The following is a 23,544-nucleotide window of genomic DNA, read 5'->3' as shown; positions in this document are numbered from 1 at the left end:
ATGTCTGAAAATAAAAAGAACTTCGCCTTCGGGAAAGAAAACTACAAATGGATGCTCATTGGATTATGCGTTTTGCTCTTGGGCTTTATCGTTATGTCTTTAGAAAGCAACCCACAAGGCCAAGGTTTTCTTGGGCTTACTTTAGGGCCGATCATTATTCTTGCGGGTTTCATTATTGAGTTTTTTGCCATTTTCAAGAAAGATAAGAACGATTAATGACCATTATTGAATCGATTATTCTTGGCATCGTTCAAGGGTTAACAGAGTTTTTGCCAGTAAGTAGTAGTGGGCATTTAGAAATAGTAAAAGCCATTTTAGGCGACACTAGTGTTCCTGAAGAAAGTTTATTGATGACAGTAGTGCTACACGCTGCCACTGCCCTAAGTACCATTGTAATTTTCAGAAAAGAAATTGGTGAATTGGTGATGGGCCTTTTCCAGTTCAAGAACAACGACCAGTTCAAGTATTCCTTAAAAATAGTAGCCTCAATGATTCCTGCAGCCGTTATTGGCGTGCTCTTCGATGAAGAAATTGAATCGCTATTTGGCGGACAACTGTTATTGGTGGGTTGTATGCTTATTCTCACTGCAGGCCTTTTATTCTTGGCCGATAAAGCCAAAAAAACTGACAAAGCCGTATCAATGCCCAACGCAATCACTATCGGTATTGCACAGGCCATTGCCATTTTACCAGGCATTTCACGCTCTGGCGCGACCATTTCTACTGCCGTACTTTTGGGCATCGACAGAGAAAAAGCCGCTCGCTTCTCTTTCCTAATGGTGGTTCCATTAATCCTAGGAAAAGTAGCCAAAGACATGCTGAGTGGCGATATCGCTTCTAGCCAAATTGAAAGTGCTTCACTTATCGTTGGCTTTTTAGCGGCTTTTCTCGCAGGCCTTGTGGCTTGTAAGTGGATGATTGCCTTGGTGAAGAAAAGTCAATTGAAATATTTCTCATTCTATTGCTTTGCCGTTGGTTTAGGTGCAATAATCTACACCTTCATATAATGCCGAAATCTTTAGAAATAGATCCATCCCTCAGTAAAGAAGAAAATTTCAAAAACGGTCAGGTCATTCTAATTGACAAGCCTTTAGAATGGACATCTTTTGGGGTAGTTAAGAAAATCAGGTACAACATAGGGATTAAGAAAATTGGCCATGCAGGCACTTTGGATCCACTTGCTTCTGGACTTTTAATTCTTTGTACAGGAAAAAAAACCAAGTCTATTGAAAGTTATATGGCCGATGTAAAAGAATACACGGGCAGCTTTACATTGGGCAGCACTACCCCTAGCTATGATTTGGAATCTGAACCAACTCGCGCTGTTGATATTTCGCATTTAACAGCCGAGGAAATACAGCAAAACACCGAAAATTTCATCGGAGAAATCACCCAAACCCCTCCTATTTTTTCTGCCATTAAAGTAGATGGAAAGCGTGCTTATGATTTAGCGCGTGCGGGTAAGGATGTAGAATTAAAATCAAGACAAGTAACAATTTCGGAATTTGAAATAGTAAGCTTAGATTTACCTAAAGTCAACTTCAGGGTGGTCTGTTCAAAAGGCACTTATATTCGTACACTGGCCAATGACTTTGGAGAAAAGTTAGGCGTTGGCGCATATTTAAGTGCATTAAGGCGAACTAAAATTGGTGAACATTCGGTTGATGAAGCCTGGCAACTTGAAGACTTTATAAACTACGTGAAAACGATAGAATGAAAATTCATCTCGGAACAAACGACATTACAGAACTACGCAATGCAGTAGTCACCAGCGGTACTTTTGATGGCGTACACGTAGGCCACCAAAAAATACTTGCTCGCTTGCGCGAAGAAGCCGACAGAATTGGTGGAGAAACGGTACTTATTACTTACTGGCCTCATCCGCGCCAAGTGCTCAAACCTTGGGATAATTCTTTAAAACTGTTGACCACTTTTCCAGAAAAAGCTACCGTTCTAGAAAAGTATGGAGTAGACCATTTGGTAAAAATTCCTTTTACCCAAGAATTTGCCCAAATGAGCAGTGAAGAATACATTCGAGTTATTCTGACTGAGCGTGTTCATACCAAAAAACTAATTATAGGCTACGACCATCGCTTTGGGAAAAACAGAGATGGTGGACTGAAAGAACTTCAAGAATTTGCTCCCAAATACGGTTACGAAGTGGAAGAAATTCCTAGACAAGACATTGACGAAATCGGAGTTTCTTCTACCAAAATCAGAAGATCACTAGAAACAGGAGATGTAAAAACTGCCAACGAATACCTTGGCCGTCCGTATTCAGTAGCAGGAATGGTGGTGCACGGACAAAAAATTGGAAGAACCATTGGCTTTCCTACCGCCAACATTCACGTAAAAGAAAGTTATAAGCTCATTCCTGCCGATGGCATTTATGCCGTTCAGGTATGTAACAAGTACGAAAAGAGAGATGGAATGCTTAACATTGGCAACCGCCCAACCATTGGTGGCGATGACAAAACCATCGAAGTACATATTTTCGATTTTGATGAAGACATCTACGATTCGGAAATTAGTGTAGAGTTTATAGATTTGATTCGAAGAGAAGAAAAATTCAGTTCGGTAGAAGCACTTCAAAACCAACTGAAGCAAGATGAAATCGCTGTAAAAGCCTGTTTATCAAATTATAAAGCAAAAAATCATGATCAATAAGGTAGTTGCCAATGCCGATGAAGCTGTAAAAGACATTCCTAACAATGCCGTATTGATGTTGGGCGGTTTTGGGCTTTGCGGTATTCCTGAAAACTGTATTTCTGCCCTGCTGAAAACGGGAGTAAACGGTTTGACCTGCATTTCAAATAACGCTGGAGTTGACGATTTCGGGATTGGCTTAATGCTTAAAACCCGTCAAGTAAAGAAAATGATTTCCTCTTATGTAGGCGAAAATGCTGAATTTGAAAGGCAATTGCTTTCTGGGGAGTTGGAAGTAGACCTTATTCCACAAGGCACCTTGGCCGAAAGAATCAGGGCTGGTGGGGCTGGAATCCCTGCTTTTTATACACCAGCAGGTTACGGTACCGAAGTGGCCGAAGGCAAGGAAACCAGAGAATACGATGGTAAAATGTATTTGCTCGAAAATTGGCTTAAGGCAGATTTCGCTTTGGTTAAGGCTTGGAAAGGCGATACTTCTGGTAATCTAATCTTTAAAGGCACCGCCAGAAACTTCAACCCAATGATGGCTGCAGCGTGTAAAATCACCATTGCCGAAGTTGAAGAACTGGTAGAACCGGGCGAGTTGGATCCCAATCACATTCACACTCCCGGTATTTACGTTCAGCGTATTTTTCAAGGAAAGGATTACGAGAAAAGAATTGAACAGAGAACCACGAAACTTAAATGATTTGATGAATTATTGATTCAATGAATTAATGACTCATTAGACACAGCGTCAACACATAACCCTCATATTCAAATCATTATGTTAGATAAAATCGGAATAGCGAAAAGAATAGCACAGGAAGTTCAAGATGGTACTTATATCAATCTGGGAATTGGTATTCCTACCCTTGTAGCCAATTTTATTCCTGAAAACATCAATGTTGTGCTTCAGTCCGAGAATGGATTATTGGGTATTGGCCCTTTTCCGGAAGAGGATGAAGTAGATGCTGATTTGATCAATGCAGGCAAACAAACGGTAACTACTACCAAAGGCTCTGCACTTTTCAGCTCTTCTCAGAGCTTCGAGATGATTAGAGGCGGACATGTTGATCTTACTATTTTAGGCGCTATGGAAGTGTCTGAAAATGGAGACATTGCCAACTGGAAAATTCCAGGTAAAATGGTGAAAGGAATGGGTGGAGCCATGGACCTTGTAGCCTCTGCCGACAATATTATTGTGGCCATGCAGCATTGCAGCCGCAGTGGAGATTCTAAACTTTTGAGCGAATGCAGCTTGCCCATCACTGGTTTGCGTTGCGTAAAGAAGATTGTAACCGATATGGCGGTTTTGGATGTACTTCCTGAAGGTGGTTTTAAACTTTTAGAACGCGCACCGGGCGTAACTGTAGAAGAAATCAAAGCAGCCACCGCAGGCAAGCTAATCATCGAAGGCGATATTCCTGAAATGAAGATTTGATTCTAGTATTTTCGTCAAAAGATTGAATTGTAAGTCATTCCGTAGGAATCCTTTCACGTTCCACAAGTCAACCTTCAATGTATTACTGAAACACCTAGAAGCCTCGCGGGCAGGATAACTGTTCAATTAAGCTCATTCGAAGCGTCATTCTGATGACGAGGCACGAGGAGGAAAGAATCCGTCTGTTCTTGACTCTTGGCGCCTTTTACAAACGGATTCCTTCTTCACCTTTCGTTTCACTACAGGCTCATTGGAATGACGGTGATTTTTTTATTGACAACTGAGTAAGTAGAAAGTTAGACTCGGAATGTTAATCTCTTAACCACGATAAAATTTTACATACCCAATTTTCTTATGCATAAGAAAATTATGTATACTTGTGTATGTCATCGAGTAAACTATTAAAAGGAAGTCTGGCCACCATTGTTCTCAAGCTGCTGGAAGAGAACGAAAAAATGTACGGTTATGAAATCACACAACGCGTAAAGGAAATTACCGCGGGTGAATTCAAAATCACGGAAGGTGCCTTATACCCTACCCTTCATAAACTAGAAGCAGAAGGAATGCTTTCTACCGAAACACAAAAGGTAGATAATCGCATCCGAAAATACTACTCCCTTACCAAAGAAGGTAATGCCGAAGCCCAAACCAAAGTGGCCGAACTGGAAGAGTTCCTATTGAATTTACAAAAGTTGTTGAACCCTAAATTAGGTATGGGATGAAATTAACGGTAGAGCAGCACGAGCAGGTAGTCTTCTACCTTCAGCATTTAGACATTGATTCTCAAGAGTTATTCGAGGAGTTCTACGATCATATTGTGTGCTCCTATGAGACACAACTCCAAAAAGAACCTGAGTTGGAGATTAAAACACATATTTGGCATCGTCTTCAGCCTGAATTTGGCGGTGTAGGCGGCTTCAAAAAGGTGATCAAAAAACATGAAAAAGCCATTGGCTGGAATGTCAGCAAACGAGTGTTCATTACTGGCCTATCGGCTTTTAAAGGAATAAACTTGCTTTATTCTTTGGGCATATTCCTTGCCGCTTGGGGCTTAATGGCAACCACTCAAAACCTAACCATAATGGTCAGTTTAATTATTGCCTGCTTTGCCTTGCCTATGGCGGTTGTTATTCACAAACACTATCAGTTCAAAAAATCGATTCGAGAAAATAAGCCTGGTTATTACAGGAACCTGCGCAACAGTATTATTATGACTTACTCAACGATTTCACTGTATTTGCTCTATAATTTAGGCCACCTTACATACAGAAGTTTAGAAAATCATATCGAGTTTAACCAACTCTACACTGAAGTACCTTTGTTTCAGGCTACCCTAATTGGACTTGCTGCGCTTTACTGCTACACCATGCTCACCGTAATGAAGCACGATTTCAAAACCAAACTGCTGACCACATGAGCCTCACCACCGCACAGCACGACATATTGGTGAAATACCTCAAAGATGTAGGCATTGGACATCAAGAGCCTTTCGAGGAATTTTATGATCATATTGCTACGTCAATTGAAAAGGACAAACCTGAAGATATAAGTACTTATTTGAGAGAGGTAATTCAACCCTCTTTTGGTGGGGTTCAGGGCATGCTGAATGTAGTGAATGAACAGAGTAAAATCAGGAGGATTGCAATTTTGAAACGGGCAAAAGAAATCTTCCTTAGCCTATTTGGCTGGCCAGCCATAGGCTTTGTTATGGTGTCTTTTATATTACTCCAAACCTTATCAAATCAATTTGACGAAAAGTATGTACTCATTTACGCAGCAATTTTAGGTCTCTTTATTCCAGCCTCCGTCATGATGTACGGTGTATTTTCATTTTACAAGGATTGTAAAAAGCAGCAACTACCTTATACAACTAACGACCTGAACTCTTCAATTCTATTGCTTATGGTGATTCCATTTAATGCCTTGAGTATTGTAGGAAACCTCCTGATTCCAATATTTATTGGCAGAGATAACTTCGGTCAGTTTCTAACCGCTTACCCAGCAATAACCGTATGTTTTTCTACACTAGTCTTGTTATTTGGCTTTACCTGTCTTAAACTTTTTAAAGAGAAGTTCACGTTTAAATTGACAGTGAGATGAGCCTAACTACCGAACAGCACGACATATTGGTGAAGTACCTCAAGGGTGTAGGCATTGGACATCAAGAGCCTTTCGAGGAATTTTATGATCATATTGCCACAGCAATTGAAAAGGACAAACCAGAAGATGTAAGTACTTATTTGAGAGAGGTAATTCAACCTTCTTTTGGAGGAGCAAAAGGAATCAAAAAAATAGTGCTAAACCAAAGAAAAGCACGATCTAAAATGATCTGGAAGAGGATGAAGGAAATCTTCTTTAGCCTGTTTGGTTGGCCTGCAATTGGTATTGTAATGGTAAGCTTCATTCTCGTTCAAACCAGCTTTATTCAACTCGGAACTAAGTTTACTATAGTGGCTACTCTTGCCTTAGGCTTTCTATTACCTTTCATCATATTAGCCTACGGTGCAATCAGTTTTCACAGAGACTGTAAAAGGAATAATAGAAATTATAGAAACTCCGACCTGAATAGTTCATTGATGTTGCTCGTTCATTTGCCTTTCTCATTAATGAATATCTTCGGAAACCTAATTGTGCCTGTGGTTATTGGTCGAGATGTGTTTAAACATTTCATCTCGGAAAACATCTGGCTAAGTACTTTCCTATGTGCTTTTGCACTACTTTATGGCTTTACCTGCCTAAAGCTTACGAAAGAGCAGTTCATCTTTAAACTGGAGGTGGCATGACAGCACTAGAAGCGAAAGCCATACAGCTGTACCTTGCAGATTTGGAGGTTGATGAGGTAGAGTTCTACAACGAACTGTATGACCACATTGCAACAGCGTATGGTGACAGAGCAGACCAATCATTGGGTATTCAGGAGTTCTTAGAAGTGGTTATGCCCCCAAGATTTGGTGGAGAACAAGGAATACTTGTAGAAATACAGAGGCAGAGAAGGTTTGTAAGAAAGGGAATTTACAAGGAAGCACTTAGGAATTACATTTCCTTCTTTTCAACACCAGTAGGATTATTAAAGAGTACTCTTCTTCTGGGTATAATTCTATTACTTAACGAAATGCGGTTTTCGAAATCGTCCATCTCTACATTACTAGTATTAGCCTCTTGTTTGCCTTTCCTTATTTCAAATATTGTCAGCTGGCGCTTTAAACTAAAATGCAAAAAACAAAAACTTCCTTTCTATAGTAGCTATACAAATCAAATGGTGGTTATTTTAACCGCTTTCTTTGTGGGAGTTGTACAGGGTTTACCTGATATCACAAGTCGAATTTTATATGGTGAGCATTTTAGTTTGTTGAAAACTATAGAAACGAACACCACAATGCTTTCTATAGTCACTTTTCTGGTAATTATATATGGTTGGGTTTGCCTTGAAATAATTTGGCGTAAAACCACCATAAACAAAAAAATCACCTCTAAGCTTATTACCCAACCTTAAAGTTGAACTGATATGAAACTAGCGCACTATCAAATTGAGCATATTAGATCGTATGTAAAGGACCAAAATATTTGGTACTATGATGTACAGCATGAGCTAGTTGACCACATTGCATCGGCCATTGAAACTAAAATGGATGAGGACCAAATTTCATTCTCTTCTGCTTTTAGCCAAATCATTGAGTCCATTAATTGCCGGTCCATTCAGCGTTCAAGAACCAAAGCAGCCACATACGGTGTACATAAATCCATTTTTAAAGAATTAATGAACATGTTAAAAACTGTTCACGCTTTTATTCCAGTTGGACTGTTCTTTTCGTTATACCTTATTTTTAACGGGCTAACAGATGCCATATGGCTTATTAAACTCTTTAAAACACTGAGTATTTGCGCAATATTATTACCTCTGCTTATATCCCTTTTTGATAGGAGGTTCAAACCCTATAACTACACGAGTTTTATTGGAAGTTGTAATGGCGTATTTCTATACATCATCATTTTCGGATTTGTAGATGAAAGGCTTGTTCCTACTTCTTTAAAAACAACACCGTTTTATTATCCAATCTACTTCGCCATCATTTTCACTGGACTGTATTTGGCCTTTAACGTAATAAAAAAGCACTATAAAAACATCAAAAACCATGTCGCTTACCGTTAATCAAATTGACCAAATCAAGGCGTTTATTAACAAACGTGGCTTCAATACCATTGAAGTAGAAATGGAAGCACTTGACCATATGGCCAGTAAGGTAGAAGCATTGCTTGAAGAAAAGCCAGATATGAACTTTGATTTGGCCATTACCAAAGCTCATGCAGACTTAGGCATTTTTGGTTTTGCTACTTTTGAAGAAGCTATTTTTGCTGGGTGTAAAGAGCGATCTAAAAAAATCCGCAAGGCTGTACTCCGCGATTATCTAAAAGGCCCTAAGCTTTTAATAACTTTAGCCATAATCTCAGTCGCATTTCTCATTCAAAAATTTTTATTAAACCTACCATGGTCTGAAGAAGCTATGGTTGTTTTCATTTTTTCGGTTGTCCTAACCATGATCATTCTTCCATCTATCTATTTCATAAAAACAAAAAGGAAATGGGGCAAGAGATCGTTTGTGATATCAAACACTTTTGCAGGAACCAGTGGAGCAAGCCTAATCATATTCTACATCACGAGGTTCGTACTTGAATTTGGCACACTGTCTCCACTATTATTACAAATCATATTTACATTCGTAATCCTGAAGCTCAGTTTAATAGCTTTGATCAACTTTGCCATTATAAAAGAGGCAATCGCTTTCACTGAAGAGAAATATTTAAAATATGCCTAGTACACCTCTTACTCAAGAACAGATTGCAGCCATTAGGACTTTTATCAACAAGCGTGGCTTTAACACCATTGAAGTGGAAATGGAAGCACTTGACCATATGGCCAGTAAGGTAGAAGCATTGCTTGAAGAAAAGCCAGATATGAACTTTGATTTGGCCATTACCAAAGCTCATGCATCCTTCGGGATTTACGGCTTATCTACTTTGGCAGAATCAATCGAAGGCGGTTTGCTTCAGCGTTTCAAGCGACAATTCTTCAAGGAGCTCCTATCCTATTTCAACAGTTCCAAAATACTTATACCCATGGGATTGGCTATAATAGGCTACTTTCTTCTAACCCAATACCCACAAAACGATAAAGGAATGTTTCTCCAATCGGGCTTCCTTATCTATGGATTCCTTTTAGCAGTAATTCCTTATTCCATATTTAGAAAGCAAATGAAGCGATGGGAAAAGCGATCTAGTTTTGCTAAAATGAGCACTTATGGCCTATATATAACTCAATTCGTTTTTGGCCAAGGGTTCGGTTTAGTAACAAAAACACTTTATGAGCAAGGCTCTTCAGCTTTTCCTTATGTATTTATAGCTGGCTTTGTATTAACCTCACTTACTGTTTTCATCAATTATGATTTAATGAAATGGGGCATTGCTACGGTCAACGAAAAATGGGCAAAGTATATGCCTGAGGTAGCGGTGTAGTTTTAGATTCTTCGTATGCTCAGGAAAAGAAACGGTTCTATTGCCTTAAATTTCAGTAGGTAAGTTATTTTCCACTATCATTAAACTTCGATTAAAAAACCACCACCTATTAAATGCTTTACATCAAATTCAATATTCAAGACAGTTCAAATTATCAAGATTTTGAAAAGCTGTATGACCACATGGTTAAGGTAAGACAGCCTGAATTTGAATTTGAAGAAGAGGACGGCCCCGAGTTTGATTGGGGTGGCATGACGCAAGCGGAAGTAGATGATACGGTAGAAAAACTATCTACATTTTTAGACCAAGCACCAGAAGAGCGCAGGTACTTAGCCATAATACCAGCCTATGTAAATGAATTTCTGCAAAGCTACCTTCAAGTGGACAATGAGAAACTAGGTGCACTTGGCATTCAAGAAACACTGTCCATCTTCAATTATTTAGAATTCGATTTCGAAGTGGATATGGACAAAATTGAAAAGCTCAATGCACAATCGGGAATTATTGAATTCTCCACTGGCAACTATCCTTTTGGTGGCTTAGAGCGCTTTCTAATTACATTAAGAGCTTATGGTCTCACTCCCACAGAATGCTTCGATGGCTTTAACATTTGTACAATTGAGTGGAACTCTGACTTTGAATACAGCACCACAAAATTACCTGAAAGAACAAAGGTGTATTTAAATAGGAATTGAAAAAGAGCTGATTTCATTTGTGTCCTGCCTAAAGTTTTTTCGAGCAAATTCAGTAAACCTCAGGCTATCTCCAAACAATAAAAAGTCTGCTGAAATAAATCAGCAGACCTTATATTTTGCTTGATCAAGGGTTTAAGCCCTAATCTCTATTTCCTTTATTCGGCCTTGAGTTTCCGCTGCGTTGGCCACCAGAATTACCTCTTGGAGCTCCACCACCTGAACGTGGGCCGCTAGAGTTTCCTCTTGGCGTTCCGCCACCACTAGAACGTTGGCCTCCACCAGATTTACGGAATCCGCCACTCTTTCCTTCAGTTCTACGGTCACCTCCATCTCGTCCGTCCGTTCTTCTTTGCCCGCCTTGACCGCCACTACGTGGGCCCTGGCCTCCACCTGAACCTCCTTTACGGAAGTCTGGCTTTCTGCCTCCACTCGACCTTCTTGGTTCGTCTTTTGGTGCAGGTGGTGCAGCACTTGGCTCATAACCTTCCATAACCTCGATCTGAAGCTTTTGTCTCAAGAGCTTCTCTATACCATGCACCAAATCATGCTCATCGTGACTGACTAAAGAAATGGCTTCACCACTTGCTCCTGCCCTACCTGTACGGCCAATTCTATGCACGTAATCTTCAGATACGTTCGGCAACTCAAAGTTGATTACATGGGGCAATAAAGGAATATCCAAACCTCTGGCTGCGATATCAGTCGCTACTAATACGCGGGTCGTTCCATTCTTAAAACCTTCCAAAGCTTTGGTTCTAGCGCCTTGGCTTTTGTTACCATGAATCGCTAAAGAGGCGATTCCATTTTTCGTTAGCTTTTCGCTTAGCTTATTGGCCGCGTGTTTAGTTCTTGTGAAAATCAACACCTGACTCCAGTTGCCTTGAGAAATCAACTTGGTTACTAAAGAAGTTTTCTTCACCTTATCTACATGGTACACCTTCTGAATCACCAATTCCGCTGCGGTGTTCTTTGGTGTAGCTTCCACCAAAATTGGGTCAGTCATAAAACTGCCGGCCAACTGCTTAATTTCCGTAGAGAAAGTAGCTGAGAACAATAGATTTTGACGTTTTCCTGGCATTAATGCCAATATCTTTTTGATGTCGCGCAAAAAGCCCATATCGAGCATTCTGTCTGCTTCATCTAAAACTAAAATTTCTACCTGACTTAACGATAAAGCCCTTTGGTTGTACAAATCGAGTAAACGACCTGGGGTGGCTACCAAAATATCCACTCCGTTGCGCAAAGCACGTACCTGAGGGTTTTGATTCACTCCACCAAAAATCACGGTAGACTCGATGCTTAAGAATTCACTATACTCTTTTACGTTTTCATATACCTGAGCAGCAAGCTCACGCGTGGGTGTTAATACCAAAGCCCTAATTGGTCTTCTTTTAGGCTGTTTGCTTTCAGATAAAATCTGTAGCATAGGTAAGGTAAATCCTGCCGTTTTTCCCGTTCCGGTTTGGGCAGAAGCTAGAATATCTTTTCGCTCTAAAATGGGGGGAATTGCTTTTGTTTGGATGGGAGATGGCTCAGTATAACCCTTTTTTGTGATCGCATGTAAAAGCGAATCAGAAAGCCCTAATGACTTAAATGACATATAAATTAATTACGAAACAAGCGAACGAGAGCGCCCACTAAACGGTGGAGCTTGTCACTTGATGATTTGACTATGTTAAAATATTAAGCAGAAGAAATGTCTGGTCAATTTCACAAGCCATTTCGAAGTGCGAGGCAAAGGTACACCTAATTTCTACCATTGTTGGCTTTTATTAAGAGTTTCGGAAACAAAGGATAAGAAGCAAAACCAAATTAGCACTAAATTTAATATTATACATTAAGCAAAATAAACCCTTCATTCCCTTATATTTATTATCGTTGAAAATGGAAATGCAGTTCCAACATTTTATTCAAAATCAAACATGTGAAAGACTACAAGAAACTAGTTGACGAGACTCTATTCTTTATTGCTCAAAAAGGATGGACCATTAATGAAAATTCCTTCTACGATTCCTTAGCAATATTTTTAGGCGAGAAATTAGATATGGCCTATGTGCTAATTGACAAGGTTGGTGAAGAAGAAGGGAGCGTAGAGACGATTACATTTTATGCAAATGGTGAGATAAAAACCAACATTTCATACCCTCTTCAAAATACTCCTTGCGAAAACGTAGTAGGCAAAAACCTGTGTGTTTATTCCGACAATATTCAGAAACTATTTCCTGAAGACGACATGTTGGTACCTCTAAAAGCTGAAAGTTACATTGGCATTCCACTATGGGATTCTGAAGGAAAGGCAATAGGCTTAATTGCCTTATTAGACACGAAGCCAATCACTAACGCCTCGGCCATTGAGACTATTCTGCAAATTGTGGCAGTTCGGGTAGCGCATGAGATTGAACGAAACAATTATGAGCAAGCACTGCTTAACAAAAACAAAGAATTAGAAAGGCAAAACAAAGAATTAGAGCAATTTACTTATATCGCTTCACACGATCTTCAGGAACCATTGCGAACTTTAACTAGCATGAATCAGCTTTTTCAAAGCGAGTTCAAAGGGCGTTTAGATGAAAGAGCCGACACCTATCTTAAATTTATTAATGAGTCCGCCAAGCGAATGCAAATGCTGGTAAAAGGCTTATTAGATTATTCTAAAATCGGAAAGCTTGACAACTTTGCTGAAGTGGATTGCAACCAAGTGGTAAAAGAAGTTTTAGCTGATATTTCACTGACTATAAATGAAAGCAAGGCGAAGATTACAATTGAGGATTTACCTGTGGTGTGGGGCTATAAAACCGAACTGAGACAGCTCTTTCAGAATTTGATTGTCAATGCAATGAAATTTATGGATAAAGATATAATCCCTGAAATCAGAATTTCAGCCACTGAACGCGAAAAAGACTGGTTGTTCTCTGTAAAAGACAATGGTATTGGCATAGATGAAAATGATAAGGAGAAGATTTTTGTGATCTTTAGAAGGTTACATGATAGAAGTAAATATGAGGGTACTGGAATTGGCCTTTCCAACTGTAAAAAAATAGTAGAGCTACATAATGGGAACATTTGGGTAGAATCTGTGTTAGGAAATGGAAGCACTTTCCTTTTTACCATTTCCAAAGTTTAAATCTGTGAATAATAAGCTCAACTGCATATTGCTGATCGATGATGATGATGCCACGAACTTCATCCATCAGGTGATCATTAAGAAATCTGATATCACAGAGCAGTTAGTCACAACCCTAAATGGGAAACAAGCACTTGATTTTTTAACAAAGAATGTTGAAGACGCTAATACCGAAAATACTCTCCCTTCATTAATTTTTCTCGACATCAACATGCCTGTAATGGATGGCTGGGAGTTTATCGAAGCCTATAAGGGACTAAGTGAAAGCATAAGAAAGCAGATCGTTATTGTGATGCTCACTACATCTTATGATCCTGACGATAAAGAAAAAGCCATACGAATTCCTGAGATTTCAGAGTTTGAAAAGAAACCTCTAACCTTTGATATGCTCAACCGACTTATGGAAAAACACTTCCCCGAAAATAGTTAAGTGAAGAAAATCTATTGATTGAGAAGTGAGTTTGAGAACTAAACTCTTACCTCAAAAATAAATCCGCATACTCAGTCCCCATCTTAAAAGTAGAGCACATGGCTGTTGTAACTATAGTATTCCTTCTTGCCAGCCTTTTCCAGTAGCGATATGCTTTACGGTTTTCTCGAATTTGAATTGAATTATTGTAACCAGAGGGTGCTGGAGGGACTTCTTCTAAAGAAAGAAAGTCTTCTTTCTTTCCACCATTCCAAATAACATTCTCAATCCTATTTCCAACAATGACGAATTGATCACCTATTTTAAACCATTCCGAACAACTCCCTTGATCAAATTGATTTATCACAATTTGTTTAAGTTTATAATCGCCTTTAATCATTGAGTCCACCTTAAAAAGAACTTCAGAATAACCTTTATCTCTTTCTGAAATAAGTCTTCTAATGTCATCATCAAAATGAAGCACCTCTACTGCACTGCCTACAAATACGTAATCATAATTCTTTATAAAGGATTTGACCAGTGCTTTATCGATTTCCACGCAACTACAGGCATGCGCGAATTGCGGTAAACACAGCAAAGCTATTATCATTGGCAGGATGAAGTATCTCATCATGGGACTATTCAAATTCATTTGAACTTACAAAAGAATCGACAACTAATCTATTCGTTAAACAAAAAAAACCTGTCAGTATACAAACTAACAGGTTTAAAAATCATAGTTCTCTCTTCAACCTAAAAACTCTCTCTCAGCTCAAAGGTCTTGCGCATTCGCTTGATCATTTTTGTAGACTCTTCGAAGTTTAGCGTTTGCTGGCCATCAGAGTAAGCTTCTTCTGGCTTTTCATGTGTTTCGAAAATTACGCCATCGGCACCGGCCATAATGCTTGCCAAAGCAATAGGTTCAACAAAATCGCGAATCCCAATACCATGAGAAGGATCTGAAATCACTGGCAAATGCGTTTTCTCTTTCAAAACAGCAATCGCATTCAAGTCCATTGTGTTTCTTGTAGCGCTTTCATAAGTACGAATACCTCTTTCACAAAGCAAAAGCCTTTCATTTCCTCCACTGAAAACATATTCCGCAGAAGAAAGCAATTCGTCAATGGTGCCAGAAATACCACGCTTGATCATTACGGGTTTATCCACTTTACCCAATTCATCTAGTAGGTTGAAGTTTTGGGTGTTCCTTGCGCCTACCTGATAGATATCGGTGTATGGATACATTTCGGCAATTTGAGAAACCTGCATTACTTCAGTAATGATTTTAATACCTGCTTCTTTGGCCAATTGATACCACAACTGTAAACCTTCAATTCCTAAACCACGGAAAGAGTAAGGCGAGCTTCGGGGCTTGTATACTCCACCGCGCATAATAGAAATGCCATTTTCTTTCAAGTGACCAATCACCTTTCTGATTTGGTCTTCACTTTCGATAGAACATGGCCCAGCCATAATTTGGAAACCGCCTTCTTCAATGACAACACCATCGCCAAGGTCGATAATGGTAGGTTTTACCTTCCACTTTTTCGATACCAGTTTATAGTCGTCCGAAACGATGTGAACATCACTTATACCTTCCATATGACCGATCTCGCGGATATCGAAATCTTTTTTACCCGTACCAATCAGGTATTCTCCTTTTTGGGTAATCACGGTGGTCGGCTTATATTTCAAACCTTTTACTCTATTGACAATAGCCTCTTTCTGTGCCGTATTAATGTCTTTTTCGAATTGTATAATCATGGTATTTAGTCATTGGTCAATAGTCATTGGTCGATAGTAACCAGTAACTATGAATTCTAATTTCTTTAAATATTTTTGGCTCCTCTAATCCCTGTTTTCCGATTCACTGATATACTGATCCCTTAATCACCCAATCACTGATCTCACAAAACCAGAAATCTTCTCTTTCAAATTCCCCTCTTCCGAAATGGCTTTAATAAAGGCGCTGCCAATAATGGCTCCGTTGGCATTTTCACAGGCTTTGTCAAAGGTTTCTGCATTTGAAATCCCAAAACCGATGAGGGTCGGGTTTTTCAAATTCATGTTTTTTACGCGAGCAAAATAGTCGGATTGATCTACTGAAATGCTGGTCTTTGCCCCAGTGGTACTCGCTGACGATACCATGTAGATAAAACCGTTTGAGTTATCGTCTATCTGTTTGATTCTAGCCTCAGAAGTTTGCGGAGTAATTAAGAAGATATTATACAAGCCATGCTTTTCGAACATCGGCTTATAAATCTCTAAATACTCAAACATCGGTAAATCGGGTAGAATTACTGCGTCCACCCCTACTTCTTCGCACTTGGCGCAAAAGTTCTCCATGCCATACTGCACAATTGGGTTTACATAACCCATCAGCACAATCGGTACAGAAACCTTGTCTCTAATGCCTTTTAATTGATTGAAAAGCACCTTCAATGTCATGCCATTGTCCAAAGCCACACCATTGCTTTCTTGAATGGTTGGGCCATCGGCAATGGGATCGGAATACGGAATCCCGATTTCGATCAAGTCGGCACCCGAAGTTTCAAGCGCTTCTAAGATTGTGGTAGTATCGTTCAGCTGAGGGTAACCCGCAGTAAAGTACACGTTCAGTATGCGCTCCTTTTTGTTCTGAAATAATTTATCTATTCTGTTCATTGTTTTTAGTGCTTAGTAATTTGTGCACGGTGCTCAGAGATTTCAAAACCGAGCACTGGGCACTATAAACCATCAACCGATTAATATTTTCCCCATTTGATGTAAGTCTCCAAATCCTTATCGCCTCGGCCAGAAAGGTTGATGACCACTACATCGGAAGGATTAAATGTCATTTGATTGAGCGCAGCAAAAGCATGTGCACTTTCCACCGCAGGGATAATTCCTTCTGTTCGGCTCAATAGTACTCCCGCTTTCATGGCTTCTTCATCCGTTACGCTGTAGAATTTCGCTCTGCCAGTTTCAAACAAATGCGCGTGCACAGGACCAATTCCAGGGTAATCCAGTCCCGCAGAAATTGAATAAGGCTCTACAACTTGGCCGTCTTCCGTTTGCATTAAAAGTGTTTTACTACCGTGAAGAATGCCTGGTTTTCCTAAAACCGTAGTCGCTGCAGATTCTCCCGTATGATTTCCCAAACCAGCGGCTTCAACGGCTACCAGCTTCACGTCCTCTTCATTATAATAGTGGTAGAAAGCGCCAGCAGCATTGCTACCTCCACCCACGCAAGCGATAACATAATCTGGATTTTCCTTGCCCTTCTTTTCTAACAATTGGGTTTTAATTTCTTTACTAATGACGGACTGAAAACGAGCCACCATTTCAGGGTACGGATGAGGCCCCACTACCGAACCGATAATGTAGTGCGTATCGGTTGGGTTATTGATCCAGTGACGCATAGCTTCGTTGGTGGCATCTTTTAGGGTTTTGCTCCCACTTTTAGCCGGGCGAACTTCAGCGCCCAAAATGCGCATCCGTTCCACATTTGGTTTTTGCCGCGCCATGTCTACTTCGCCCATGTACACAATGCATTCAATGCCCATTAAAGCGCAAACCGTAGCGGTTGCTACCCCATGTTGACCAGCACCGGTTTCTGCGATGATTTTTTGTTTGCCTAGCTTTTGCGCAAGTAGAATCTGGCCTACCGTATTGTTCACCTTATGCGCTCCTGTATGACAAAGGTCTTCTCTTTTAAGGTAGATTTCAGCACCGTACTTTTCAGACAAACGCTCGGCTAAGTACAAAGGTGTTGGACGACCTACAAAATCACGAAGCAAATGATTGAATTGCTTTTGAAAATCAGGTGCCTGAACAATTTGCTCGTAGTTCTCTCGTAGCTCTTCAATGTTTGGATAAAGCATTTCAGGAATGAATGCTCCTCCAAAATTTCCGTAATACCCTCTTTCGTCTACTTGTATTTTCATTTCCTTTTGTTTTCTAAACTTTATTTGGCCAGCCACGAAGGACTACGCTTTTCACTCATCATTCTTCTTTAGTCGCTTGGACAGATCCTGAAACAAGTTCAGGATGACTGTTCGAACCGTCATTGCGAACGCTTGCGCATTAGCTTCAGCGTTGGCGCAGGAAGTAGACTTGTCGATAGACAAGGTTACGACCGCGGCAATCTGTTTATTTCAACCTCGAGACTGCCGCGTTCTTTATCTCCCTCTGGTCGAAAAAGCACTCGCAGTGACGGTAACTGATCGTCATTGCGAGGAACAAGCCATGCGCGAGCAATGGTTTGTTACGAAGCAATCTCACTGTATCTAATAAAGAGATTGCTTCGTCACCTTTCTTTGCTACCGCAAGGAAGCTTTCTCGCAATGACGGCTCTAAATTAAATTCTTCAATTCCTTCAACCTCTCCACATCCTTCAACCCAGGTTCAATCTCAAACTTTGAGTTGACATCAATGGCATAAGGTTGAACTTTCAAATCGCTTAACGATTCAATATTTTCTAAGTCAATTCCTCCACTTAAAAAGAAAGGAATTTCCCCATCGTATTCATTCAATAAACCCCAGTTAAACAACTCTCCATTCCCTCCTCTTTCTTTTCCCTTGGTATCAAAAAGGAAGAAATCAACATAAGGCTTATACGCTTCCAATGCACCGAAATCAAAGCTTTCTCCCACCGAAAAGACCTTCATTACTTTAACTCCACTCGCTTTTAGTTCAGCACAATATTCAGGGGATTCGTCACCGTGTAGCTGCACTAAATTCAGCCCAAACAGAGATACTTTCTCTTTCACGAAATCAAGTGCTGCATTTACAAACACACCCACTTTCTTCGTACTGGAAGGAAAAGCATTCAACAGCTGAGCATCCAAACCATCCGCTACATCACGTTTCGACTTTCCGTAGAAAATAAAGCCCATATAGTCAGGCTGTAGCTTTAACAGCTCGCTGATATTGGTGCTTTCTCGCATGCCGCAGACTTTTAGTTTCATGATTAGTTATCAGTTAAAGCGAATTCTTTTCAGAGGTTTCAGTTCCCTCCCCGAAGTTTCGGGGCTGTTTTCTGATCAACTTTTTCCTTTTTTACACTGAAAGCTGTTTCTGAACTGCCTCAATAAATTCCGCAGCTGCGCGCTCTGGCCGTCCTGTTTTCATAAAGGCTTCGCCAATTAGAAAACCTTGGAAGCCTGCCTTTTTCAACTCAACAATCGTAGCAGGATCGCTAATACCGCTTTCCGAAATCTTCACAAACTCGTTAGGAATTTTGTCCACCAACATTTTAGAAGTTTCAATACTGGTTTCGAAAGTCTTGAGGTTACGGTTGTTTACTCCTACCACATCTAAATCTGGTGAGAGGTACGGATGCAACTCTTCTTCATTGTGAATTTCCATCAGTACTTCTAACTGAAGCGTTTTGGCAAATGCGGCTAATTCCTTAAGCCGCTCTGGTGTCAAGCAAGCAGCAATCAGCAAAATAGCATCGGCACCAATCGACTTGGCTTCAATGATCTGGTATTCATCAATGATAAAGTCCTTTCTCAATACTGGGCAGAAGTTGAATTTTCTGGCCGTAGAAAGGTCTTCGTTCTTTCCTCCGAAAAATTCAGAATCCGTCAGTACAGAAAGTGCCGAAGCTCCTGCCTGCATGTAACCAATAGTAGTGCGTTCTACCTTCGCATGCGCATTAATCACTCCCTTCGAAGGCGATTTACGCTTGAATTCAGCTATTATCCCCGATTTATCTTCGCGTAGCAAATACTTTTTTAGCGAAACGGTTTTGCTCTCGAAGTAAATGCTCTGTTCTAATAATTTAGGAGGAAAAAGGCCTTTTCGTTCGGCTACTTCCTTCTCTTTGTGTGCGATTATTTTTTGTAGTATATCCATTCTATGTCAGTTATCAGGGATTAGTTAATCAGTGGATCAGTGAATTATTGTCATCCATTCTACTGATTACTGATTCTCTGTTTTCTCGATTTTATAAATCTAATAATGTCTTAAATACCTTGAATGCCTTCCCCGATTCGAGTGATTCCCGTGCGTAACCCACTGCATCATCGGCATTATAGCCCTTCCCGCATTGTAAAGCCATGGCCGAGTTGGCAATCACCACTTCGTTTTGGGCTTTTGTGCCTTCTCCTTTTAAGATCTTCTCGAAAATCTTAGCTGATTCTTCTACCGTTTCGCCACCAAAAATGGCTTCGGGCTGAATTCGAGTAAGTCCTAAATCTTCGGGTTGAACAATTTCTTCCTGCAAGTGCGTGATTTTCTTAAAACCTCCTGTCAATGAAATTTCGTCATAGCCATCGAGGGCATGCAAAATCACAAACTGCTTATCGGTTTTTTGGTAAAGGTAGCCGTATAATCTGGCCAACTCTAGACTAAACACTCCCACCAATTGTTTTTTGGGGAAGGAAGGATTTACCATTGGCCCCAACATATTGAAGAAGGTTTTTACGCCCAAGTCTCTTCGAATGGGTGCTACGTTTTTCATCGCTGGGTGAAAAAGTGGTGCATGTAAAAAGGCAATTCCGCTTTCATCCAAACTCTTCTTCAGCTTACCAATGTCGTTGGTGAACTCGTAACCGAAATGCGCCATCAGGTTAGAAGAACCAGAAACAGACGACACTCCATTGTTTCCGTGTTTGGCTACGTTTTGCCCTGCACCAGCCACAATAAATGAGCTTAGTGTGGAAATGTTAAAGGTGTTCTTTCCGTCTCCGCCCGTTCCACAAAGATCAATGGCATCGTATTCTGGAATATCTACAGGTACACAAAGTTCTAGCATGGCATCTCGAAAGCCTTCGAGTTCCTCTACCGTGATGCTTCGCATTAAGTACACCGTTAGAAATGCCGCCACCTGACTTTGATTGTATTTCCCCAGTGTGAGGTTCATCAAAATCTCCTTTGCAGTGGTTTTATCCAGCGATTTATATTCTATAAGTTGGTTTAATATGTCTTTCATCTTCTTTAACTAGTTATTAGTTATTGAGAAATTAGTTATGAGTATTTTCTATCGGGTCAGAACTCATAACCAATAACTATTTACCCTTTACTGAGCCCTGCTTTCAGCCAATTCTCAAGCAGCTCATGCCCATGCTCTGTCATGATGGATTCTGGGTGGAACTGTACGCCTTTCACATCATATTCCTTATGACTGATCGCCATGATTTCACCGAGTTCGTCATAAGCGGTGACTTCCAGTTCATTGCCTAAATCCTCCTTACTCACATTCCAGCTGTGGTAATGGCAAATTTCATATTCGCTTGGAATTCCATTGAACAGTCTGTCCTCTGGCTTCACTACTTTAATCTTGCTCGAAACACCATGCAGCACTTCAGCCATATTATAAAGTGACGCTCCATAGGCTTCGGCAATGGCTTGATGCCCTAAGCAAACTCCCAAAATGCTTTTGGTTGCCCCATAACGCTTGATCAGTTCAGGCATAATTCCCGCTTCTTCTGGAATTCCTGGCCCAGGAGAAAGCAAAATCTTATCGTAAGCCTCCACTTCGTCTAGTGTAATTTGATCGTTTCGTACCACGGTCATTTCCGCACCTTCTGCCAACTCGCGCAGGTAATGCACCAAGTTGTAGGTGAATGAATCGTAGTTATCTAGTATTAGTATCTTCATCGTTCGCTTTGCTCACTTTTAGTTATGAGTAATTAGAAATTAGTTATTAGGGGGAGTTTCATCGGTATCTAATGGCAATTGCTTTGCCTTTGCGAGATACTTGATATATCCATTCAGTATTTTCTTAACCTCAGTCAATTGAGATTCATAATTCTTTAAAGTTTGTTCATCGATATACCCTTCATCGAAGGCAACAATTAAATGGTCTAAAGTCTCGGTTATAGAACCTCTTGCTACTCTACAGAACTGAATATTTTCCTGGTAGTGAAATCGACCATAACCCTCAGCAATATTAGCTGTGATCGACCTACTCGAACGTTTGATCTGATCGGTTAATTTGAACTTCTCATCAGCAGGAAATTTTTGAGTTAAAGTTGAAATGCTCTTTCTCAGCACCCTTGCCTTTTTCCAAACCTCCAAATCCGTAAAACTGTGAATACTCATTTCTCTTAACTTTTAACCAATAACTACTACCTAATATTCTCAGCCATTTCAATGGCCTTTCTCAACGCTCCAAGTTTATTGTTTACTTCTTGCAACTCAGAAGCTTTGTCTGATTTAGCGACTACACCAGCGCCTGCTTGAAAGTGTAGATTGCTGTTTTTACTTAAGAAAGAACGGATCATAATTGCATGGTTGAAATTGCCATCGAAACCCATAAAACCGATGGCGCCACCGTAGTATCCTCGTCTGGTTTTTTCGTATTCGTTGATCAGTTGCATGGCACGTACTTTCGGGGCGCCAGAAAGTGTTCCGGCTGGAAATGTACCCGTTACCATGTCGGTTGAAAGCACATCGGGATTCAGCGTTCCCGTTACCTTCGATACCAAGTGAATCACATGCGAGTAATATTGAATTTCTTTGTAAGTATCCACTTTCACATTCGATCCAGCACGACTCAAGTCGTTACGGGCTAAATCCACCAACATGACATGCTCCGAATTTTCCTTTGGATCGTTGTGCAATGCCTTGGCCAATTCCGCATCGGCTTCATCATTCCCAGTACGTTTGAAAGTACCTGCAATGGGGTGGATAGTGGCTTCACCATCTTTAATCACCAATTGCGCTTCGGGTGAAGATCCGAATATTTTGAAGCTACCGTAGTCAAAGTAGAAAAGGTAAGGTGAAGGATTTACCGACCTTAGGGCACGATAAACGTTAAATTCATCTCCCTTAAAGCCCTTCTGGAACCTTCTTGAAAGCACAATCTGGAATACATCTCCTCTGTGGCAATGGTCAATTCCCTTTTGAATGATGTTCAAAAACTCATCATCTGTATAGTTAGAGCTTTCTTCGGCTACAGTTTTGAACTCGTAAGAAGGATAGTTCTTATTGTTCACCAAATTGATAATTGGCTCCAAGCCTTTGGGCGCAGTTCCCTCTGGCGAATGTTCAAAAACATAGAGTTCGTTTTTGAAATGATCGATAGCGATTACATAGCGATACACATGGTAAAGCACATCAGGAATACCGTATTGATCTTCCTTCTTCTCGTTTACCCGAATGTTCTCGAAATACTTCACCGCATCGTAACCAATGTATCCGAAAAGGCCATTATTGATGAATTTGTAAGGGTTAGCATCGGATTCGAAGCTTTTTGAAAAAGCACTCAATTCATCGCCTACCTTACTATTTTCTACCTGATATTGTGTTTCAGTTTGACCGGGCAGCTGCTTTGTCAATTGACCATCCTTCAACCTAAAACTGGCCAGAGGTTCGCAACAGATATAAGAAAAGCTATTGTCATTTCCATGATAATCAGAGCTTTCCAACAAAATTGGGTTCTCGTATTTGTCGCGCAGCTTCAAGTAGATACTCACCGGAGTGACTGTATCTGCCAGTAGTTTTTGCGAGGTAGTATTTAATTTAATCTTGTTCATTTTTCGGTTCTTCAATGGCCTAAAACAAAAAAAAAAGCCTGCGTGAAGCAGGCTTTTGAATATCGTTAGATTACGTATAGCATGAGTTCACATCAACTGAGTTCAGTTAAATGCCACCACCATGCGCTATGTAAAATTGTGTTTCTCATTATGCCCCAAATCTAGGAAAGGATTTTTTCAAAGCAAACAGAAAATTAGAAATTTACATCTGAGGTCATTTCTCCATTCCATTAAGTTGAAATTAAATT

General features: G+C 40.2%; 28 protein-coding genes. 17 read left to right on the top strand and 11 right to left on the bottom strand.

The window, feature by feature from the left end; translation table 11 throughout:
* The 15 genes from MB14_RS14890 (at window position 1) to MB14_RS14820 (ending at window position 10,296) form a co-directional block, all read left to right on the top strand.
* The gene (locus MB14_RS14890) at window positions 1–216 is read left to right on the top strand and encodes a DUF3098 domain-containing protein (RefSeq protein WP_062592967.1); all 216 of its coding nucleotides are present in this window, start codon (window positions 1–3) and stop codon (window positions 214–216) included.
* The gene (locus MB14_RS14885) at window positions 216–1,007 is read left to right on the top strand and encodes an undecaprenyl-diphosphate phosphatase (RefSeq protein ID WP_062302279.1); all 792 of its coding nucleotides are present in this window, start codon (window positions 216–218) and stop codon (window positions 1,005–1,007) included. The genes MB14_RS14890 and MB14_RS14885 overlap by 1 nt, the downstream gene beginning before the upstream one ends.
* On the top strand, window positions 1,007–1,717 hold the full coding sequence (truB, locus tag MB14_RS14880) for a tRNA pseudouridine(55) synthase TruB (protein ID WP_062592965.1): 711 nt from the start codon (window positions 1,007–1,009) through the stop codon (window positions 1,715–1,717). The genes MB14_RS14885 and truB overlap by 1 nt, the downstream gene beginning before the upstream one ends.
* Window positions 1,714–2,667: a bifunctional riboflavin kinase/FAD synthetase gene (locus MB14_RS14875; protein WP_062592963.1), complete on the top strand. Its 954-nt coding sequence runs from the start codon at window positions 1,714–1,716 to the stop codon at window positions 2,665–2,667. Before truB ends, MB14_RS14875 begins: the two co-directional genes overlap by 4 nt.
* Window positions 2,657–3,355: a CoA transferase subunit A gene (locus tag MB14_RS14870; RefSeq protein WP_062592961.1), complete on the top strand. Its 699-nt coding sequence runs from the start codon at window positions 2,657–2,659 to the stop codon at window positions 3,353–3,355. The genes MB14_RS14875 and MB14_RS14870 overlap by 11 nt, the downstream gene beginning before the upstream one ends.
* A gap of 78 nt (window positions 3,356–3,433) precedes the next feature.
* The gene (locus tag MB14_RS14865) at window positions 3,434–4,090 is read left to right on the top strand and encodes a 3-oxoacid CoA-transferase subunit B (RefSeq protein ID WP_062592959.1); all 657 of its coding nucleotides are present in this window, start codon (window positions 3,434–3,436) and stop codon (window positions 4,088–4,090) included.
* A gap of 383 nt (window positions 4,091–4,473) precedes the next feature.
* Complete coding sequence (locus tag MB14_RS14860; RefSeq protein ID WP_053225050.1) at window positions 4,474–4,812, top strand: PadR family transcriptional regulator; 339 nt, start codon at window positions 4,474–4,476, stop codon at window positions 4,810–4,812.
* The gene (locus tag MB14_RS14855; protein WP_062592957.1) at window positions 4,809–5,507 is read left to right on the top strand and encodes a hypothetical protein; all 699 of its coding nucleotides are present in this window, start codon (window positions 4,809–4,811) and stop codon (window positions 5,505–5,507) included. Before MB14_RS14860 ends, MB14_RS14855 begins: the two co-directional genes overlap by 4 nt.
* Complete coding sequence (locus MB14_RS14850; RefSeq protein ID WP_062592955.1) at window positions 5,504–6,190, top strand: hypothetical protein; 687 nt, start codon at window positions 5,504–5,506, stop codon at window positions 6,188–6,190. The genes MB14_RS14855 and MB14_RS14850 overlap by 4 nt, the downstream gene beginning before the upstream one ends.
* The gene (locus MB14_RS14845; RefSeq protein ID WP_062592953.1) at window positions 6,187–6,873 is read left to right on the top strand and encodes a hypothetical protein; all 687 of its coding nucleotides are present in this window, start codon (window positions 6,187–6,189) and stop codon (window positions 6,871–6,873) included. Before MB14_RS14850 ends, MB14_RS14845 begins: the two co-directional genes overlap by 4 nt.
* Window positions 6,870–7,583: a hypothetical protein gene (locus MB14_RS14840; protein ID WP_062592951.1), complete on the top strand. Its 714-nt coding sequence runs from the start codon at window positions 6,870–6,872 to the stop codon at window positions 7,581–7,583. Before MB14_RS14845 ends, MB14_RS14840 begins: the two co-directional genes overlap by 4 nt.
* 12 nt (window positions 7,584–7,595) lie before the next feature.
* Window positions 7,596–8,240, top strand: coding sequence for a hypothetical protein (locus MB14_RS14835; protein ID WP_062592949.1), 645 nt, complete (start codon window positions 7,596–7,598; stop codon window positions 8,238–8,240).
* On the top strand, window positions 8,224–8,904 hold the full coding sequence (locus tag MB14_RS14830; protein WP_062592948.1) for a hypothetical protein: 681 nt from the start codon (window positions 8,224–8,226) through the stop codon (window positions 8,902–8,904). The genes MB14_RS14835 and MB14_RS14830 overlap by 17 nt, the downstream gene beginning before the upstream one ends.
* Complete coding sequence (locus MB14_RS14825) at window positions 8,897–9,601, top strand: hypothetical protein (protein WP_062592946.1); 705 nt, start codon at window positions 8,897–8,899, stop codon at window positions 9,599–9,601. The genes MB14_RS14830 and MB14_RS14825 overlap by 8 nt, the downstream gene beginning before the upstream one ends.
* 113 nt (window positions 9,602–9,714) lie before the next feature.
* On the top strand, window positions 9,715–10,296 hold the full coding sequence (locus MB14_RS14820) for a hypothetical protein (protein ID WP_062592944.1): 582 nt from the start codon (window positions 9,715–9,717) through the stop codon (window positions 10,294–10,296).
* Between the two features lie 139 nt (window positions 10,297–10,435).
* Here MB14_RS14820 and MB14_RS14815 read toward each other — a convergent pair whose 3' ends face one another.
* Window positions 10,436–11,896, bottom strand: a complete 1,461-nt coding sequence (locus tag MB14_RS14815) for a DEAD/DEAH box helicase (RefSeq protein ID WP_084376099.1) — start codon at window positions 11,894–11,896, stop codon at window positions 10,436–10,438.
* A gap of 324 nt (window positions 11,897–12,220) precedes the next feature.
* Here MB14_RS14815 and MB14_RS14810 point away from each other — a divergent pair, with 324 nt between their 5' ends.
* Both MB14_RS14810 and MB14_RS14805 read left to right on the top strand, forming a co-directional pair.
* Window positions 12,221–13,420 (top strand): sensor histidine kinase, encoded by a 1,200-nt coding sequence (locus MB14_RS14810; RefSeq protein ID WP_062592942.1) that lies wholly within the window; start codon window positions 12,221–12,223, stop codon window positions 13,418–13,420.
* A 4-nt stretch (window positions 13,421–13,424) separates the two neighbouring features.
* Window positions 13,425–13,850, top strand: a complete 426-nt coding sequence (locus MB14_RS14805) for a response regulator (RefSeq protein ID WP_089082181.1) — start codon at window positions 13,425–13,427, stop codon at window positions 13,848–13,850.
* A gap of 46 nt (window positions 13,851–13,896) precedes the next feature.
* Here MB14_RS14805 and MB14_RS14800 read toward each other — a convergent pair whose 3' ends face one another.
* The 10 genes from MB14_RS14800 to MB14_RS14750 all read right to left on the bottom strand — a co-directional run bounded on the left by MB14_RS14800 (window position 13,897) and on the right by MB14_RS14750 (window position 23,296).
* Window positions 13,897–14,388 (bottom strand): hypothetical protein, encoded by a 492-nt coding sequence (locus MB14_RS14800; protein WP_062592937.1) that lies wholly within the window; start codon window positions 14,386–14,388, stop codon window positions 13,897–13,899.
* A 194-nt stretch (window positions 14,389–14,582) separates the two neighbouring features.
* Window positions 14,583–15,593, bottom strand: a complete 1,011-nt coding sequence (aroF, locus tag MB14_RS14795) for a 3-deoxy-7-phosphoheptulonate synthase (RefSeq protein ID WP_062592935.1) — start codon at window positions 15,591–15,593, stop codon at window positions 14,583–14,585.
* A gap of 126 nt (window positions 15,594–15,719) precedes the next feature.
* Complete coding sequence (gene trpA, locus MB14_RS14790; RefSeq protein ID WP_062592933.1) at window positions 15,720–16,493, bottom strand: tryptophan synthase subunit alpha; 774 nt, start codon at window positions 16,491–16,493, stop codon at window positions 15,720–15,722.
* An 80-nt stretch (window positions 16,494–16,573) separates the two neighbouring features.
* The gene (gene trpB / locus MB14_RS14785; protein ID WP_062592932.1) at window positions 16,574–17,755 is read right to left on the bottom strand and encodes a tryptophan synthase subunit beta; all 1,182 of its coding nucleotides are present in this window, start codon (window positions 17,753–17,755) and stop codon (window positions 16,574–16,576) included.
* Between the two features lie 408 nt (window positions 17,756–18,163).
* Window positions 18,164–18,778, bottom strand: coding sequence for a phosphoribosylanthranilate isomerase (locus MB14_RS14775; RefSeq protein WP_062592928.1), 615 nt, complete (start codon window positions 18,776–18,778; stop codon window positions 18,164–18,166).
* Window positions 18,779–18,869: 91 nt separating this feature from the next.
* Window positions 18,870–19,670 carry an indole-3-glycerol phosphate synthase TrpC gene (gene trpC / locus MB14_RS14770; RefSeq protein WP_062592926.1) on the bottom strand — a complete coding sequence of 267 codons (801 nt, stop codon included), beginning with the start codon at window positions 19,668–19,670 and terminating at the stop codon, window positions 18,870–18,872.
* 91 nt (window positions 19,671–19,761) lie between these two features.
* On the bottom strand, window positions 19,762–20,748 hold the full coding sequence (gene trpD / locus MB14_RS14765) for an anthranilate phosphoribosyltransferase (protein WP_062592923.1): 987 nt from the start codon (window positions 20,746–20,748) through the stop codon (window positions 19,762–19,764).
* An 80-nt stretch (window positions 20,749–20,828) separates the two neighbouring features.
* Entirely contained in the window at window positions 20,829–21,416 is a 588-nt protein-coding gene (locus MB14_RS14760; protein ID WP_062592921.1) for an anthranilate synthase component II, read from the bottom strand.
* 39 nt (window positions 21,417–21,455) lie between these two features.
* On the bottom strand, window positions 21,456–21,860 hold the full coding sequence (locus tag MB14_RS14755; protein WP_062592919.1) for a four helix bundle protein: 405 nt from the start codon (window positions 21,858–21,860) through the stop codon (window positions 21,456–21,458).
* 26 nt (window positions 21,861–21,886) lie between these two features.
* Window positions 21,887–23,296, bottom strand: coding sequence for an anthranilate synthase component I family protein (locus MB14_RS14750; protein WP_062592917.1), 1,410 nt, complete (start codon window positions 23,294–23,296; stop codon window positions 21,887–21,889).
* Window positions 23,297–23,544: the final 248 nt, after the last annotated feature.

The organism is Roseivirga ehrenbergii (genome assembly GCF_001593005.1).
GTDB classification, from domain to species: Bacteria; Bacteroidota; Bacteroidia; order Cytophagales; family Cyclobacteriaceae; genus Roseivirga; species Roseivirga ehrenbergii.
This window is presented reverse-complemented; position numbering and strand designations above follow the sequence as displayed.

Coding starts and splice junctions, on each gene's coding strand:
- MB14_RS14890 (WP_062592967.1), top strand. CDS start 1: ATGTCTGAAAATAAAAAGAACTTCGCCTTCGGGAAAGAAAACTACAAA.
- MB14_RS14885 (WP_062302279.1), top strand. CDS start 216: ATGACCATTATTGAATCGATTATTCTTGGCATCGTTCAAGGGTTAACA.
- truB (WP_062592965.1), top strand. CDS start 1,007: ATGCCGAAATCTTTAGAAATAGATCCATCCCTCAGTAAAGAAGAAAAT.
- MB14_RS14875 (WP_062592963.1), top strand. CDS start 1,714: ATGAAAATTCATCTCGGAACAAACGACATTACAGAACTACGCAATGCA.
- MB14_RS14870 (WP_062592961.1), top strand. CDS start 2,657: ATGATCAATAAGGTAGTTGCCAATGCCGATGAAGCTGTAAAAGACATT.
- MB14_RS14865 (WP_062592959.1), top strand. CDS start 3,434: ATGTTAGATAAAATCGGAATAGCGAAAAGAATAGCACAGGAAGTTCAA.
- MB14_RS14860 (WP_053225050.1), top strand. CDS start 4,474: ATGTCATCGAGTAAACTATTAAAAGGAAGTCTGGCCACCATTGTTCTC.
- MB14_RS14855 (WP_062592957.1), top strand. CDS start 4,809: ATGAAATTAACGGTAGAGCAGCACGAGCAGGTAGTCTTCTACCTTCAG.
- MB14_RS14850 (WP_062592955.1), top strand. CDS start 5,504: ATGAGCCTCACCACCGCACAGCACGACATATTGGTGAAATACCTCAAA.
- MB14_RS14845 (WP_062592953.1), top strand. CDS start 6,187: ATGAGCCTAACTACCGAACAGCACGACATATTGGTGAAGTACCTCAAG.
- MB14_RS14840 (WP_062592951.1), top strand. CDS start 6,870: ATGACAGCACTAGAAGCGAAAGCCATACAGCTGTACCTTGCAGATTTG.
- MB14_RS14835 (WP_062592949.1), top strand. CDS start 7,596: ATGAAACTAGCGCACTATCAAATTGAGCATATTAGATCGTATGTAAAG.
- MB14_RS14830 (WP_062592948.1), top strand. CDS start 8,224: ATGTCGCTTACCGTTAATCAAATTGACCAAATCAAGGCGTTTATTAAC.
- MB14_RS14825 (WP_062592946.1), top strand. CDS start 8,897: ATGCCTAGTACACCTCTTACTCAAGAACAGATTGCAGCCATTAGGACT.
- MB14_RS14820 (WP_062592944.1), top strand. CDS start 9,715: ATGCTTTACATCAAATTCAATATTCAAGACAGTTCAAATTATCAAGAT.
- MB14_RS14815 (WP_084376099.1), bottom strand. CDS start 11,896: ATGTCATTTAAGTCATTAGGGCTTTCTGATTCGCTTTTACATGCGATC.
- aroF (WP_062592935.1), bottom strand. CDS start 15,593: ATGATTATACAATTCGAAAAAGACATTAATACGGCACAGAAAGAGGCT.
- trpA (WP_062592933.1), bottom strand. CDS start 16,493: ATGAACAGAATAGATAAATTATTTCAGAACAAAAAGGAGCGCATACTG.
- trpB (WP_062592932.1), bottom strand. CDS start 17,755: ATGAAAATACAAGTAGACGAAAGAGGGTATTACGGAAATTTTGGAGGA.
- MB14_RS14775 (WP_062592928.1), bottom strand. CDS start 18,778: ATGAAACTAAAAGTCTGCGGCATGCGAGAAAGCACCAATATCAGCGAG.
- trpC (WP_062592926.1), bottom strand. CDS start 19,670: ATGGATATACTACAAAAAATAATCGCACACAAAGAGAAGGAAGTAGCC.
- trpD (WP_062592923.1), bottom strand. CDS start 20,748: ATGAAAGACATATTAAACCAACTTATAGAATATAAATCGCTGGATAAA.
- MB14_RS14760 (WP_062592921.1), bottom strand. CDS start 21,416: ATGAAGATACTAATACTAGATAACTACGATTCATTCACCTACAACTTG.
- MB14_RS14755 (WP_062592919.1), bottom strand. CDS start 21,860: ATGAGTATTCACAGTTTTACGGATTTGGAGGTTTGGAAAAAGGCAAGG.
- MB14_RS14750 (WP_062592917.1), bottom strand. CDS start 23,296: ATGAACAAGATTAAATTAAATACTACCTCGCAAAAACTACTGGCAGAT.